Origin of the sequence: Nocardioides sp. JS614, from assembly GCF_000015265.1 — a bacterium.
Taxonomy (GTDB): domain Bacteria; phylum Actinomycetota; class Actinomycetes; order Propionibacteriales; family Nocardioidaceae; genus Nocardioides.
Genome location: NC_008699.1, coordinates 2632021 through 2646804 on the forward strand (window position 1 = coordinate 2632021; position 14784 = coordinate 2646804).

The 14784-nt window shown below is 67.2% G+C and carries 10 protein-coding genes and 3 rRNA genes; 12 read left to right on the plus strand and 1 reads right to left on the minus strand.

Going from position 1 to position 14784, the window contains the following annotated elements:
- Positions 1-95: 95 nt before the first annotated feature.
- The 10 genes from NOCA_RS13980 to NOCA_RS14025 all read left to right on the plus strand — a co-directional run bounded on the left by NOCA_RS13980 (position 96) and on the right by NOCA_RS14025 (position 12419).
- On the plus strand, positions 96-1232 hold the full coding sequence (locus NOCA_RS13980) for an acetylornithine transaminase (protein ID WP_238383352.1): 1137 nt from the start codon (positions 96-98) through the stop codon (positions 1230-1232).
- Positions 1229-2149 (plus strand): ornithine carbamoyltransferase, encoded by a 921-nt coding sequence (gene argF, locus NOCA_RS13985; protein WP_011755917.1) that lies wholly within the window; start codon positions 1229-1231, stop codon positions 2147-2149. Before NOCA_RS13980 ends, argF begins: the two co-directional genes overlap by 4 nt.
- A complete protein-coding gene (locus tag NOCA_RS13990; protein ID WP_011755918.1) occupies positions 2146-2688 on the plus strand; it encodes an arginine repressor in 543 nt (180 codons plus the stop codon). Before argF ends, NOCA_RS13990 begins: the two co-directional genes overlap by 4 nt.
- Entirely contained in the window at positions 2685-4118 is a 1434-nt protein-coding gene (gene argG, locus NOCA_RS13995; RefSeq protein ID WP_011755919.1) for an argininosuccinate synthase, read from the plus strand. The genes NOCA_RS13990 and argG overlap by 4 nt, the downstream gene beginning before the upstream one ends.
- Positions 4118-5530, plus strand: a complete 1413-nt coding sequence (argH, locus tag NOCA_RS14000) for an argininosuccinate lyase (RefSeq protein WP_011755920.1) — start codon at positions 4118-4120, stop codon at positions 5528-5530. Before argG ends, argH begins: the two co-directional genes overlap by 1 nt.
- A complete protein-coding gene (locus NOCA_RS14005) occupies positions 5514-6107 on the plus strand; it encodes a DNA-3-methyladenine glycosylase (RefSeq protein WP_011755921.1) in 594 nt (197 codons plus the stop codon). Before argH ends, NOCA_RS14005 begins: the two co-directional genes overlap by 17 nt.
- Before the next feature lie 421 nt (positions 6108-6528).
- Positions 6529-8055, plus strand: a 16S ribosomal RNA gene (locus tag NOCA_RS14010).
- Positions 8056-8493: 438 nt separating this feature from the next.
- Positions 8494-11622 (plus strand): 23S ribosomal RNA (locus NOCA_RS14015).
- A gap of 130 nt (positions 11623-11752) precedes the next feature.
- Positions 11753-11869, plus strand: a 5S ribosomal RNA gene (rrf, locus tag NOCA_RS14020).
- The 16S, 23S and 5S rRNA genes sit together here, the layout of an rRNA operon.
- 193 nt (positions 11870-12062) lie before the next feature.
- The gene (locus tag NOCA_RS14025; protein WP_011755922.1) at positions 12063-12419 is read left to right on the plus strand and encodes a single-stranded DNA-binding protein; all 357 of its coding nucleotides are present in this window, start codon (positions 12063-12065) and stop codon (positions 12417-12419) included.
- Here the strand turns inward: NOCA_RS14025 and NOCA_RS14030 are convergent.
- The gene (locus tag NOCA_RS14030) at positions 12394-13518 is read right to left on the minus strand and encodes a DUF1015 family protein (protein ID WP_011755923.1); all 1125 of its coding nucleotides are present in this window, start codon (positions 13516-13518) and stop codon (positions 12394-12396) included. The genes NOCA_RS14025 and NOCA_RS14030 overlap by 26 nt on opposite strands.
- A gap of 14 nt (positions 13519-13532) precedes the next feature.
- Between NOCA_RS14030 and NOCA_RS14035 the strand changes: the two genes are divergently transcribed.
- Both NOCA_RS14035 and NOCA_RS14040 read left to right on the plus strand, forming a co-directional pair.
- On the plus strand, positions 13533-14564 hold the full coding sequence (locus tag NOCA_RS14035; RefSeq protein ID WP_238383353.1) for an HAD-IIA family hydrolase: 1032 nt from the start codon (positions 13533-13535) through the stop codon (positions 14562-14564).
- A gap of 10 nt (positions 14565-14574) precedes the next feature.
- On the plus strand, positions 14575-14784 hold the full coding sequence (locus NOCA_RS14040) for a hypothetical protein (protein ID WP_041546548.1): 210 nt from the start codon (positions 14575-14577) through the stop codon (positions 14782-14784).

Consider the following 14784-nt stretch of genomic DNA (forward strand, 5'->3'; position numbering starts at 1 on the left):
CCGATTCCACCGAAGCCGTTTCTGGGGGGTCCAAGGAGGGCGGAGCCCCCCTTGTGGGCGGAGCCCCCCTTGCGGAGCGTTACGCCGCCAGCCTGATGAACACCTTCGGCCCCCCGAAGCTGGTGCTCACCCGCGGTGCGGGCGCGCACGTGTGGGATGCCGACGGCAACGAGTACGTCGACCTCCTCGGCGGGATCGCCGTCAACGCCCTCGGCCACGGCCACCCGGCGCTGGTCGCGGCCGTCACGACCCAGCTGCAGACCCTCGGGCACATCTCGAACTTCTTCACCAGCGCCCCGCAGGTCGAGCTCGCCGAGCGGCTGCTCGCCCTGCTGGGCGCCGGACCGGGCGGCGGCAAGGTGTTCTTCACCAACTCCGGCACCGAGGCCAACGAGGCCGCGTTCAAGCTGACCCGCCGCACCGGGCGCACCCACGTCGTGGTCGCCGACGGCAGCTTCCACGGCCGCACGATGGGCGCGCTCGCACTCACCTCGAAGGCGGCCTACCGCGCCCCGTTCGAGCCGTTGCCCGGCGAGGTGACGTTCGTGCCGTACGGCGACGCCGATGCCCTCGCGGCGGCCGTGACCGACGCGACGGCGGCGGTGCTGCTCGAGCCGATCCAGGGCGAGGCCGGCGTCGTCGTGCCCCCGGAGGGCTATCTCGCGGCGGCGCGCGCGATCGCCGACGAGCACGGCGCGCTGCTCTGGCTCGACGAGGTGCAGACCGGGCTGGGCAGGACCGGCCGATGGTTCGCGTTCGCGACCTCCGGGATCACTCCCGACGTCGTGACCGTCGCCAAGGGCCTGGGCGGCGGCTTCCCGATCGGCGCCTGCATCGGCGTCGGCGACGCCGGGAACCTGCTCGAGCCGGGCAACCACGGCACCACCTTCGGCGGCAACCCGGTGGCCTGCGCCGCAGCACTCGCCGTGCTCAGGACCATCGAGGACGAGGACCTCCTCGAGCACGTCACGGTCCTCGGCGAGCAGCTCCGCGACGGGCTGGCCGCCGACCCGCGGGTCTCCGAGGTCAGGGGGGAGGGGTTGCTGATCGGCCTCGACCTGACGACCGACGCCGCTGCCGCGGTCGTCGCCGCCGCCCAGCGGGCGGGCTTCATCGTGAACAACCCGACCCCGAGCCGGATCCGGCTGGCCCCGCCGCTGGTCCTCACCCCGGAGGACGCCGAGTCCTTCCTGCGGGCGTGGCCGGCCATCTTGGACGAGGCGATGGCATGACCCGGCACTTCCTGGCGGACGACGACCTGAGCCCCGCCGAGCAGGCGCGGGTCCTCGACCTGGCGGCCGAGCTCAAGCAGGCGCCGTACGACGCCAAGCCGCTCGCGGGCCCGCGCACGGTCGCGATGATCTTCGACAAGCAGACGCTGCGCACCCAGGCCTCGTTCGCCGCCGGCATCGCCGAGCTCGGCGGCCACCCGATGCTCGTCGACGGCGCCCTCGCCGGCATCGGCGTCCGGGAGTCGGTGCACGACGTGGCGCGGGTCCTGGGCCGGCAGGCGGCGATGATCGTCTGGCGCACCTACGCCCAGGCGCGGCTCGAGGAGATGGCCGAGCACGCGGGCGTGCCCGTGGTCAACGCGCTCACCGACGACTTCCACCCCTGCCAGCTGCTCGCCGACCTGCTCACGATCCGGGAGCACAAGCAACGGCTGGCCGGGCTGACCGTGGCGTTCGTCGGCGACGGCGCCTGCAACATGGGCAACTCGTGGCTGCTCGCGGGCGTGACCGCGGGCCTGCACGTGCGGGTCAGCTCTCCCGAGGGCTACGCCCCGGACCCGGCGATGGTCGAACGGGCCGCGGCCATCGCCGCGACCACCGGCGGGTCGGCCACCCTGGAGCCGGACCCGGTGGCCGCCGTGACCGGCGCCGACGTGGTCGTCACCGACACCTGGACGTCGATGGGCAAGGAGGAGGAGGCGGTGGCCCGGACGGTGGCCCTCGCGCCGTACTCCCTGACCACCGAGCTCCTCGGGCGGGCCGACCCGGACGCGATCGTCCTGCACTGCCTGCCTGCCTACCGCGGCAAGGAGATCGAGGCGGCCGTCCTCGACGGGCCCCAGAGCGTGGTCTGGGACGAGGCGGAGAACCGCCGCCACGCGCAGAAGGCCGTTCTGTCGTTCCTGTTGGAGGCGTGATGAACACCGTCCTGAGGCCCACCACGAAGAGCGCCCGGCACCAGCGCATCGTCGAGCTCGTCACGCAGCGCGAGGTCCACTCGCAGGCCGAGCTCGCCGACCTGCTGGCCGAGAGCGGCCTGCGGGTCACCCAGGCGACGCTCTCGCGCGACCTGGTCGAGCTCGACGCGATCAAGGTCCGCTCGCCCTCGGGCTCGCTCGTGTACGCCGTGCCGGCGGAGGGCGGGGACCGACGACCGAGCGCGCCGGGGGAGACCGCGGCGGCGACCCACCGGCTGGCCCGGCTGTGCGGCGAGCTCCTCGTGAGTGCCGACGCCAGCGCCAACCTGGTCGTCCTCCGCACTCCTCCCGGCGCGGCCCAGTTCCTCGCCTCGGCCTTCGACAAGGCCGAGTTCCCCGAGATCCTCGGCACCATCGCCGGCGACGACACCGTGCTGGTGATCGGCCGCGGCGCGAGCAGCGGCGACGCCCTGGCCCGCCGCTTCCTCGCCCTCGCCGACGCCAACCAGCACCTCCAGCAGAGAGAAGATCATTCGTGAGCAAGGTCCTGACGTCCCTCCCGGTCGGCCAGCGGGTCGGCATCGCGTTCTCGGGAGGCCTGGACACCTCGGTGGCGGTGGCCTGGATGCGCGACAAGGGCGCGATCCCGTGCACCTACACCGCCGACATCGGCCAGTACGACGAGCCCGACGTCTCGGGCGTGCCCGCCCGGGCCCGCGAGTACGGCGCCGAGATCGCCCGCGTGGTCGACTGCCGGGCGCAGCTGGTCGAGGAGGGGCTGGCGGCTCTCGCCTGCGGCGCCTTCCACATCCGCTCGGGCGGCCGGATCTACTTCAACACCACGCCACTCGGCCGCGCCGTGACCGGCACCATCCTGGTCCGGGCGATGCACGAGGACGGCGTCGACATCTGGGGCGACGGGTCCACCTTCAAGGGCAACGACATCGAGCGGTTCTACCGCTACGGCCTGCTGGCCAACCCGCAGCTGCGCATCTACAAGCCCTGGCTGGACCCCGACTTCGTCCACGAGCTCGGTGGCCGCACCGAGATGAGCCAGTGGCTGACCAGCCACGGCCTGCCCTACCGCGACTCCCAGGAGAAGGCGTACTCCACCGACGCGAACATCTGGGGCGCCACCCACGAGGCGAAGACCCTCGAGCACCTGGACACCTCGCTGGAGGTGGTCACGCCGATCATGGGGGTCCGCTTCTGGGACCCGGCGGTCGACATCGCCACCGAGGACGTCACCGTCGCGTTCGAGCAGGGCCGCCCGGTGGCGCTCAACGGCCGTCGGTTCGACGACCCGGTCGAGCTGGTCGAGGAGGCCAACGCGATCGGGGGCCGGCACGGCCTCGGGATGTCGGACCAGATCGAGAACCGGATCATCGAGGCGAAGTCGCGCGGCGTCTACGAGGCGCCCGGCATGGCCCTGCTGTGGCTCACCTACGAGCGGCTGATGAACGCGATCCACAACGAGGACACGCTGGCGAACTACCAGATCAGCGGGCGTCGCCTCGGCCGCCTGCTGTACGAAGGACGGTGGCTCGACCCGCAGGCGCTGATGCTGCGCGAGTCGATCCAGCGCTGGGTCGCGTCGGTGGTGACCGGCGAGGTGACCGTCCGGCTGCGTCGGGGGGAGGACTACACGATCGTGCGGACCGAGGGCCCGGCGCTGTCCTACCACCCCGAGAAGCTCTCGATGGAGCGCACCTCGAACTCGGCGTTCGGGCCGACCGACCGGATCGGCCAGCTCACGATGCGCAACCTCGACATCGCCGACTCGCGCGCGATGCTCGAGATGTACGCCGGGCAGCCACTCGACCAGGGCCAGGTGCTGGTCGAGAACGGCACGCTGTTCGGTGAGCTGCCGTCCGGCGGGTTCGACCAGATCACCGAGAACCCGGAGGTGCAGGCCGAGCCGGAGGAGGAGGCCCTCGACGCGGCCGCGATGGAGGCCGGGACCGACTGATGGGCACGAACACCGGGAAGCTCTGGGGCGGCCGCTTCGCGGGCGGCCCGTCGCCGGAGCTGGACGCGCTGTCCCGCTCGACCCACTTCGACTGGCGGCTGACGCCCTACGACCTCGCCGGGTCGCGGGCGCACGCCAACGCCCTGCACCGCGCCGGTCTGCTGACCGACGCGGACCTGGCCGAGCTGCGCCGCGGCCTGGACGCACTGGGGGAGCGGTACGCCGCCGGCACGCTGCGGCCCGACCCCTCCGACGAGGACGTCCACGGCGCCCTCGAACGGCTGCTGGTCGACGAGGTCGGCCCCGAGGTCGGTGGCCGGCTGCGCGCCGGGCGCAGCCGCAACGACCAGATCGCGACGCTGTTCAAGGTGTTCCTCCGCGACCATGCCGCCGTGGTCGCGGGCCAGGTGCTCGACCTCGTGGACGCACTGGCCGGCCAGGCCCGCGCGGCCGGTGACGCGGTGATGCCCGGCCGCACCCATCTCCAGCACGCGCAGCCGGTGCTGCTGGCCCACCACCTGCTCGCACACTGCTGGGCGCTGCTGCGCGACGTCGACCGGCTCCGCGACTGGGACGCCCGCGTGGCCGCGGACTCGCCGTACGGCTCCGGTGCGCTGGCCGGCTCGAGCCTCGGCCTGGACCCGGAGGGCGTGGCGGCCGAGCTCGGCTTCAGCGGCTCCAGTGCCAACTCGATCGACGGGACCGCGTCACGGGACTTCGTCGCCGAGTTCGCCTACGTCACCGCCCAGATCGGCGTCGACGTCAGCCGGATCGCCGAAGAGGTGATCTTGTGGTCGACCCGCGAGTTCGGCTTCGTCACGCTGCACGACTCCTGGTCCACCGGGTCCAGCATCATGCCGCAGAAGAAGAACCCGGACATCGCGGAGCTGGCGCGCGGCAAGGCCGGCCGGCTGATCGGCAACCTGTCGGGCCTGCTGGCCACGCTCAAGGCGCTCCCTCTCGCATACAACCGCGACCTGCAGGAGGACAAGGAGCCGGTGTTCGACTCGGTGGACACGCTCGAGGTGCTGCTGCCGGCGTTCACGGGCCTGGTGGCGACCCTCGCCTTCGACACCGAACGGATGGCCGACCTCGCGCCCCAGGGATTCTCCCTGGCCACCGACGTCGCCGAGTGGCTGGTCCGCGAGGGGGTGCCGTTCCGGATCGCCCACGAGGTCGCGGGCGCCTGCGTGCGTCGTTGCGAGGAGCTCGGCATCGAGCTCGCGGACCTCACCGACGAGCAGTTCGCCGAGATCTCCCCGGCGCTGACGCCCGGGGTGCGCGAGGTGCTCAGCGTCGCCGGCTCCGTCTCGGCGCGGGACGGACGCGGCGGCACCGCGCCGATCCGGGTCCGCGAGCAGCTCGCCGAGCTCACCGGCCTCGTCGACGGACACCGTGACCGGCTCGGCTGACCTTCCCGCCCAGCTCGCCGGCCCCGTCCTCGACGTGGCGCCGCGGCTGCTGAACGCGGTGCTCCGGCACGGCGACGTCGCGGTGCGGCTGACCGAGGTCGAGGCGTACGACGGCGCGAACGACCCCGGCTCGCACGCCTTTCGTGGCCCGACGCGGCGCAACGCCGTGATGTTCGGCCCCGCCGGACACCTGTACTGCTACTTCACCTACGGCATGCACGTGTGCTGCAACGTCGTCTGCGGAACCGAGGGGACGGCCAGCGCCGTGCTGCTGCGCGCGGGCGAGGTCGTCGAGGGCCTGGAGCAGGCCCGGGAGCGTCGTCGCAACGCCCGCGACCGCGACCTGGCTCGCGGACCCGCGCGGCTCTGCTCGGCCCTGGGGATCGAGCTCGGCCACGACGGCACCGACCTCGTCACCGGCCCGATCACGCTCACGCTGGGGGAGCCTCCGGACCGGGTCTCCACCGGCCCGCGGGTCGGCCTGCGCGGCGCACCCGACCGGCCGTGGCGGTTCTGGGCGACCGGCGATCCGACCGTCTCGGCCTACCGTCCGGCGGCCCCGCCCCGCCGCCGGTAGCGCGCCGGCCCGACCCGGTTTGGCTCCTGGCCGAGACCCCTGGTAGATTTCTCCTTCGCCGCGACACGCGGCTCCCACTCGGGCCGAGAGGCCGACATCGAGGGGAGCGGTGCGTCCGGCGTCGGTTCGCCGAGAAGCCCGGTCAGCCCCGAGTTGACCTGGTGGATCCGAGCCGGTAAGTTTCTGCAGGTTGCCCCGCAGCCGGTCTCGCAAGGGCCCGGTTCGGTGTGCGTCTGATTCTTGAGAACTCAACAGTGTGTCATAGTCGACGAATTAGTTTGTTATGCCCTGTCTTCCATTTTGGTGGTTGATGGTTTTTTGACAATGATTCTGGCTTTTTTGTCAGGGTTCTTTTTTGTCAGGCATCTCTTTTTCCTCTGTGTCTGTCCCTTTTGGGGGGTGGGTGTGGGGGGTGTTGTTTTCAACGGAGAGTTTGATCCTGGCTCAGGACGAACGCTGGCGGCGTGCTTAACACATGCAAGTCGAGCGGAAAGGCCCTTTCGGGGGTACTCGAGCGGCGAACGGGTGAGTAACACGTGAGTAATCTGCCCTTCACTTTGGGATAACTACCGGAAACGGTGGCTAATACCGGATACGACACAGGTACGCATGTGCTCTGTGTGGAAAGTTTTTTCGGTGGGGGATGTGCTCGCGGCCTATCAGCTTGTTGGTGGGGTAATGGCCTACCAAGGCTTCGACGGGTAGCCGGCCTGAGAGGGTGACCGGCCACACTGGGACTGAGACACGGCCCAGACTCCTACGGGAGGCAGCAGTGGGGAATATTGGACAATGGGCGGAAGCCTGATCCAGCAACGCCGCGTGAGGGATGACGGCCTTCGGGTTGTAAACCTCTTTCAGTACCGACGAAGCACCGGTGATGGTGGTGACGGTAGGTACAGAAGAAGCACCGGCCAACTACGTGCCAGCAGCCGCGGTAATACGTAGGGTGCGAGCGTTGTCCGGAATTATTGGGCGTAAAGGGCTCGTAGGCGGTTTGTCGCGTCGGGAGTGAAAACACTGGGCTTAACTCAGTGCTTGCTTTCGATACGGGCAGACTAGAGGCATGCAGGGGAGAACGGAATTCCTGGTGTAGCGGTGAAATGCGCAGATATCAGGAGGAACACCGGTGGCGAAGGCGGTTCTCTGGGCATGTCCTGACGCTGAGGAGCGAAAGTGTGGGGAGCGAACAGGATTAGATACCCTGGTAGTCCACACCGTAAACGTTGGGCGCTAGGTGTGGGATCCATTCCACGGGTTCCGTGCCGCAGCTAACGCATTAAGCGCCCCGCCTGGGGAGTACGGCCGCAAGGCTAAAACTCAAAGGAATTGACGGGGGCCCGCACAAGCGGCGGAGCATGCGGATTAATTCGATGCAACGCGAAGAACCTTACCTGGGTTTGACATACGCCGGAAAGCGCCAGAGATGGTGCCCCTTTTAGTCGGTGTACAGGTGGTGCATGGCTGTCGTCAGCTCGTGTCGTGAGATGTTGGGTTAAGTCCCGCAACGAGCGCAACCCTCGTCCTATGTTGCCAGCACGTGATGGTGGGGACTCATAGGAGACTGCCGGGGTCAACTCGGAGGAAGGTGGGGATGACGTCAAGTCATCATGCCCCTTATGTCCAGGGCTTCACGCATGCTACAATGGCCGGTACAAAGGGCTGCGATGCTGTAAGGCGGAGCGAATCCCAAAAAGCCGGTCTCAGTTCGGATTGGGGTCTGCAACTCGACCCCATGAAGTCGGAGTCGCTAGTAATCGCAGATCAGCAACGCTGCGGTGAATACGTTCCCGGGCCTTGTACACACCGCCCGTCACGTCACGAAAGTCGGCAACACCCGAAGCCGGTGGCCTAACCCTTGTGGGGGGAGCCGTCGAAGGTGGGGCTGGCGATTGGGACGAAGTCGTAACAAGGTAGCCGTACCGGAAGGTGCGGCTGGATCACCTCCTTTCTAAGGAGCACACGCCCCGATCACTGCCTGGCCCGTTGTGGGTCACGAAGCGTGCAGTGGCGCATGGTGGTGTTCGCTAGTGGAATCGTCGATGAAGGATCATGATCGCGGTGCGGTCGCCTCAGTACTACCTGTCGGTTTGCCGGTGGGTGTGGAACGTGGCGGGTGTGGCGTGGGAGTGGTTGTGACACACTGTTGGGCTTTGAGGGATCAGGCTTTCCTGGTGACAGGGACTGTTCTTCGTGGCCCCCTTGGACCGGAGCGTCGTGGGACGTGATGGCTGTGGTGGGTGTGGATCTTGTGAATTGGATAGTGGACGCGAGCATCTGTGATCGGACCTTCACCAGGGTCCGGTCACTTTCCTGACGCCGCTGGTTGCTCCCGGTGAGGGGGTGGTGGTGGTGTCAGGGTCTTTGTAGTTTTTGTTGAGTGTTTGTGAGACAAGCTATGAAGGGCACATGGTGGATGCCTTGGCATCAAGAGCCGATGAAGGACGTAGGAGCCTGCGATAAGCCCTGGGGAGTTGGCAACCGAGCTGTGATCCGGGGGTGTCCGAATGGGGGAACCCAGCACGAGTCATGTCGTGTTACCCGCGCCTGAATATATAGGGTGTGTGGAGGGAACGCCGGGAAGTGAAACATCTCAGTACCGGTAGGAAGAGAAAACAATAGTGATTCCGAGAGTAGTGGCGAGCGAAATCGGAGGAGGCTAAACCTTATGCGTGTGATACCCGGCAGGGGTTGCGCATGGGGGGTTGTGGGACCACTTGGGGGAGTCTGCCGGCTTCTCAGACAGTAAGAAATCGGAAGTGAAGTTGAAGTCCATTGGAAAGTGGCGCCGGAGAGGGTGATAGCCCCGTAAGTGTAAGCTTCCGACTGTTGAGTGGTATCCCAAGTAACACGGAACCCCTGAAATTCCGTGTGAATCTGGCGGGACCACCCGTTAAGCCTAAATACTCCTTGATGACCGATAGCGGACAAGTACCGTGAGGGAAAGGTGAAAAGTACCCCTGGCGGGGAGTGAAATAGTACCTGAAACCGTGTGCCTACAATCCGTCGGAGCTTCTGCCTTGTGTGGGGGTGACGGCGTGCCTTTTGAAGAATGAGCCTGCGAGTTTGCGTTGTGTTGCGAGGTTAACCCGTGTGGGGGAGCCGTAGCGAAAGCGAGTCCGAATAGGGCGGTTGAGTAGCACGATCAAGACCCGAAGCGAAGTGATCTATCCATGGGCAGGTTGAAGCGCGGGTAAGACCGCGTGGAGGACCGAACCCACTTAGGTTGAAAACTGAGGGGATGACCTGTGGATAGGGGTGAAAGGCCAATCAAACTTCGTGATAGCTGGTTCTCCCCGAAATGCATTTAGGTGCAGCGTTGTGTGTTTCTTGCCGGAGGTAGAGCACTGGATAGCCGATGGGCCCTACCAGGTTACTGACGTTAGCCAAACTCCGAATGCCGGTAAGTGAGAGCGCAGCAGTGAGACTGCGGGGGATAAGCTCCGTAGTCGAGAGGGAAACAGCCCAGACCATCAGCTAAGGCCCCTAAGCGGTGACTAAGTGGAAAAGGATGTGGAGTCGCATTGACAACCAGGAGGTTGGCTTGGAAGCAGCCACCCTTGAAAGAGTGCGTAATAGCTCACTGGTCAAGTGATTCCGCGCCGACAATGTAGCGGGGCTCAAGTCATCCGCCGAAGCTATGGCATTCACGCCCACCTTGTGTGGAGCAGCCCTAACGGGTGTGTGGATGGGTAGGGGAGCGTCGTGTCGCGAGTGAAGCCTCGGAGTGATCCAGGGGTGGATGCGACACGAGTGAGAATGCAGGCATGAGTAGCGAATCAGGAGTGAGAAACTCCTGCGCCGAATGATCAAGGGTTCCAGGGTCAAGCTAATCTGCCCTGGGTAAGTCGGGACCTAAGGCGAGGCCGACAGGCGTAGTCGATGGACAACGGGTTGATATTCCCGTACCGGCAAAGTAGCGCCCATGACGAACCCGGTGATGCTAACCGCCCGAAGCTCATTCGACCGATCCCTTCGGGGTGAGGCGGGTGAGGGGAGCGCGGGACCCGATCTGGTAGTAGTCAAGCGATGGGGTGACGCAGGAAGGTAGCCCAACCGTGGCGATGGTTGTCCACGGGTAAGGATGTAGGGGGTGGTCCAGGTAAATCCGGACCGCTGGCTTGGATGCCGGCCCTGAGATCCGATGCCGATCCGTATGGAGTAGTGGGTGATCCTATGCTGTCGAGAAAAACCTCTAGCGAGCTATGCGCCGCCCGTACCCCAAACCGACTCAGGTGATCAGGTAGAGAATACCAAGGCGATCGAGCGAACCATGGTTAAGGAACTCGGCAAAATGCCCCCGTAACTTCGGGAGAAGGGGGGCCGGATCCGTGACCGGACTTGCTCCGGGAAGCGGTGATGGCCGCAGAGACCAGGCCCAAGCGACTGTTTACTAAAAACACAGGTCCGTGCGAAGTTGTAAGACGATGTATACGGACTGACTCCTGCCCGGTGCTGGAAGGTTAAGGGGACGAGTCAGCACGCCTTGTGTGTGCGAAGCTCAGAACTTAAGCCCCAGTAAACGGCGGTGGTAACTATAACCATCCTAAGGTAGCGAAATTCCTTGTCGGGTAAGTTCCGACCTGCACGAATGGAGTAACGACTTGGGCGCTGTCTCAACCGTGGACTCGGCGAAATTGCACTACGAGTAAAGATGCTCGTTACGCGCGGCAGGACGGAAAGACCCCGGGACCTTTACTATAGTTTGGTATTGGTGTTTGGTTCGGCTTGTGTAGGATAGGTGGGAGACTGTGAAACCTCGACGCCAGTCGGGGTGGAGTCAACGTTGAAATACCACTCTGGTCGTACTAGATGTCTAACCTAGGACCATTATCTGGTTCAGGGACAGTGCCTGATGGGTAGTTTAACTGGGGCGGTTGCCTCCTAAAATGTAACGGAGGCGCTCAAAGGTTCCCTCAGCCTGGTTGGCAATCAGGTGGCGAGTGTAAGTGCACAAGGGAGCTTGACTGTGAGACAGACATGTCGAGCAGGGACGAAAGTCGGAACTAGTGATCCGGCCACGGCATGTGGAAGCGTGGTCGCTCAACGGATAAAAGGTACCCCGGGGATAACAGGCTGATCTTCCCCAAGAGTCCATATCGACGGGATGGTTTGGCACCTCGATGTCGGCTCGTCGCATCCTGGGGCTGGAGTAGGTCCCAAGGGTTGGGCTGTTCGCCCATTAAAGCGGCACGCGAGCTGGGTTTAGAACGTCGTGAGACAGTTCGGTCCCTATCCGCCGCGCGCGCAGGAAACTTGAGAAAGGCTGTCCCTAGTACGAGAGGACCGGGATGGACGAACCTCTGGTGTGCCAGTTGTCCCGCCAGGGGCACGGCTGGTTAGCTACGTTCGGAAGTGATAACCGCTGAATGCATCTAAGCGGGAAGCACGTTTCAAGATGAGGTTTCCCACCCCCTCGAGGGGGTAAGGCCCCCAGCAGAACACTGGGTTGATAGGCCGGAGGTGTACAGCAGCAATGCCCAGCCGACCGGTACTAATAGGCCGAGGGCTTGTCCCACAAACCCTCAACCAAACCTACAAGACAACTGTCTCGCGTCCACATCCAACACCCACCATGATCATTCAACTGAACAATGGCTTGGACGATGCCCGCGTGCACACACCCGCGGCACATCATCCGCAAGAGTTACGGCGGCCATAGCGAAAGGGAAACACCCGGTCCCATCCCGAACCCGGAAGTTAAGCCTTTCAGCGCCGATGGTACTGCAACCGAGAGGCTGTGGGAGAGTAGGACGCCGCCGGACATACTTTTCGAGTAGGGCCACCCCCTTGGGGGTGGCCCTACTTGCATTTCGGGGCTCGACATCGGCTTGCCTCCGTGCTCGGCCCGCCGGCCATCCACAGCGGCTCGCCGGACCCGGATCTCCCCAGCCCGACCGAGGCCGGGCCGGCACCGTCGGTGCGCTCGACCAGCGTGGGGCCCGGAGGTGGTGAGAGATGACCACGAAGAGGACCCAGGAGACCGCGACGACCGCCAACGAGGTGCGCCTCGTCGGAAGGATCTCCCAGGCACCCGCGGAGCGGGTGTTGCCCAGTGGCGACTCGGTCTGGACGTTCCGGGTCGTGGTGCCACGCTCGGCGCGCGAGCGATCCCGGCAGAGCGTGGATGCCGTGGAGTGCGCGGCCTGGTCGCCGCGGGCGCGCCGGTCGGTGAGCGGCTGGGGTGCCGACGACGTCGTGGAGGTGACCGGGTCCCTGCGGCGGCGCTTCTTCCGCGCCGGTGGTGCGGTGGTCTCCCGCGTCGAGGTCGAGATGGCGTCGGGGCGCGTCATCCGTCGCGCAGCGACCGGATGAGCACTCCCACGCTCGGCTTGGGCTGGAAGGAGGTGGCCTTCTCCGGGAGCAGCCGGTCCGCGCCCGCGATCGCGAGCACCTGAGAGACGTCGGGAGCGGGCATCAGCACCGCGACCCCTCGACGGCGCCGGACGGCGCCCAGCGCCTCGTCCACGGCATGCAGGTACGACGTGCTCGTAGGCGGGTGCGGCAACGCCGGGAGCAGGTCCTGGTGCAGCCACTCCACGACCGCGCGGTCGTGATCGAGCGCGGGGCGCAGGACGGCCCACTGCGCGCCGTCGCTGGCCACGACGGTGTCCGGTGCCAGGGCCGCGACGCCACGGCGGGCGTCGGTGCTCTCGAACCGCGCACCGACCCGCTCGGCGGCCCCCTGGAGGGCCGCGACCGTGACCCCACCGAACACGCGGTGGATCGCGCCGAGGAACAGCGGCGTGTCGTCCTGGTCGACCAACATCGCCAGGCCCGAGTCGGTGGCCGGGCCCGGCTGCAGCTCCTGCAGGCGCAGGTACGCGGCGTAGCGGTGGTGCCCGTCCGCGATCAACGCGCGAGTGTCGCGCAGCGCGGCGTCGATCCCGGCGATCTCGTCTGCGGCCCGGACGGCCCAGATGCGGTGTTGTTGCTGGGCCCGGTCGACGAAGGCCAGTTGGGGCGGGCGGGCCTGTACCCGCGCGATCAGCTGCCGGCTGTCCACGGACCCGCGGTACACCAGCAGGATCGGCGCCGGGTTGATCTGCATCTCCACCATCCGGGCCGCGAGCTGGTCGACCTGCGCGGGATGGATCCCCTCGTGGGGGAGCACCGCGACCTCCTCGTGGCTCCCGGCCCGGCAGGAGAGGTCGAGCCCGCCGACCAGGCCGCGGACGGTGATCCCACCCGCGGTGTACTCGTGGAGGTAGACCGCCGGCTGCTGGTCGTGGGTCACCTGCCCCCGGCGCTCCCAACGGTCCAGGCGCTCGGGCACGGTCCGATAGGGGCGGGTGAAGGCGCGCACCGAGGCCAGGCCGCCGATCCGCCGCGGCGCCAGGGTCAGGCCGCGGAACGGCACGAGCCGCAGGGACCCCGCGCCGTGGGGAGGGGTGACCACGGCGTCGGCGTCCATCGAAGCATCGTAGGGTGCGAGCACAGTCGGTCCCGGAGGAGGTGCGTGTGCTCGGCACGTCGGAGCAGGTCCTGTGTCGGGCCTACGACCTGGCCATGTTGGACCTCGACGGGGTCGTCTACGTCGGCGGGGACGCGGTGCCGCGCGCGCCGGAGCACCTCGCTTCCGCCCGCGCTGCCGGCATGCGGCTGGCGTTCATCACGAACAACGCGGCCCGGTCGCCCGGCACCGTCGCCGCGCACCTGTCCGAGCTCGGTGTCCCGGCCGAGGACGCGGACGTGGTCACGTCGGCCCAGGCGGCCGCGCACCTGGTGCTCGAGCGGGTCGGCGCCGGCGCCCGCGTGGTGTGCCTCGGAGCCGAGGGCCTGCGGGAGGCGGTGGACGCCGTCGGCCTGGTGCCCGTGGGCCCCGATGACGAGGCAGCGGCCGTCGTGACCGGCTACGGTCCCGACGTCCGCTGGCGGGACATCATGCGGGTCGCGGTGCGCATCCGCGACGGCCTGCCCTGGGTCGCGAGCAACACCGACCTGACGTTCCCGGCCGCATTCGGGGTCGCGCCTGGTCACGGGGTGCAGGTGGACATGCTGCGCCGGTTCTCCGCTGTCGATCCCGCCGTCGCCGGCAAGCCTGCCCGCCCGCTCCTCGACGAGACCGTCCGGCGGGTCGGTGGCAGGCGCCCGCTGATGGTCGGCGATCGGTTGGACACCGACATCGAAGGCGCCCGCGTCGCCGGTCTCGATTCGCTGCTGGTGCTGACCGGCGTCACGGGCCTCGAGGAGCTGGTCGCCGCCCCCGAACCGCTGCGGCCCACCTACCTCGCCCCCGACCTGAGCGGGCTGTTGGAGCGGCAGGCCGCGCCGGTGCAGGCTGACGGCGAGTTCACGCTCGGCGGGTGGCGCGCTCGGGCCGACTCGGACGGCCTACGGGTCACGGGTGGAGGCGAACCGGCGGACTGGTGGCGCGTCGTCGCCAGTGCGGCCTGGGCGCACCTGGACCGGACCGGGGATCCGGTCCTGGTGTCGGGTCTCGAGGCCCCCGCGCGGTAGCCTCGGCGACATGAGCGAGGACCCGGACCTCCCCGTCCCCGACGAGCCGGAGACGATCCCGTCGGAGCCCGAGCGCGTGCGCACGGGCGTGGCCGACGTGGACGAGGTGATCGCGGCGGTCGAGGAGCTCGAGGAGCGTCCGATCGAGGAGCACGTCGGCGTCTTCGAGGCGGCCCACGACCGGCTCCGCCGCGCCCTGGACTCCACCGAACCGGCCTGA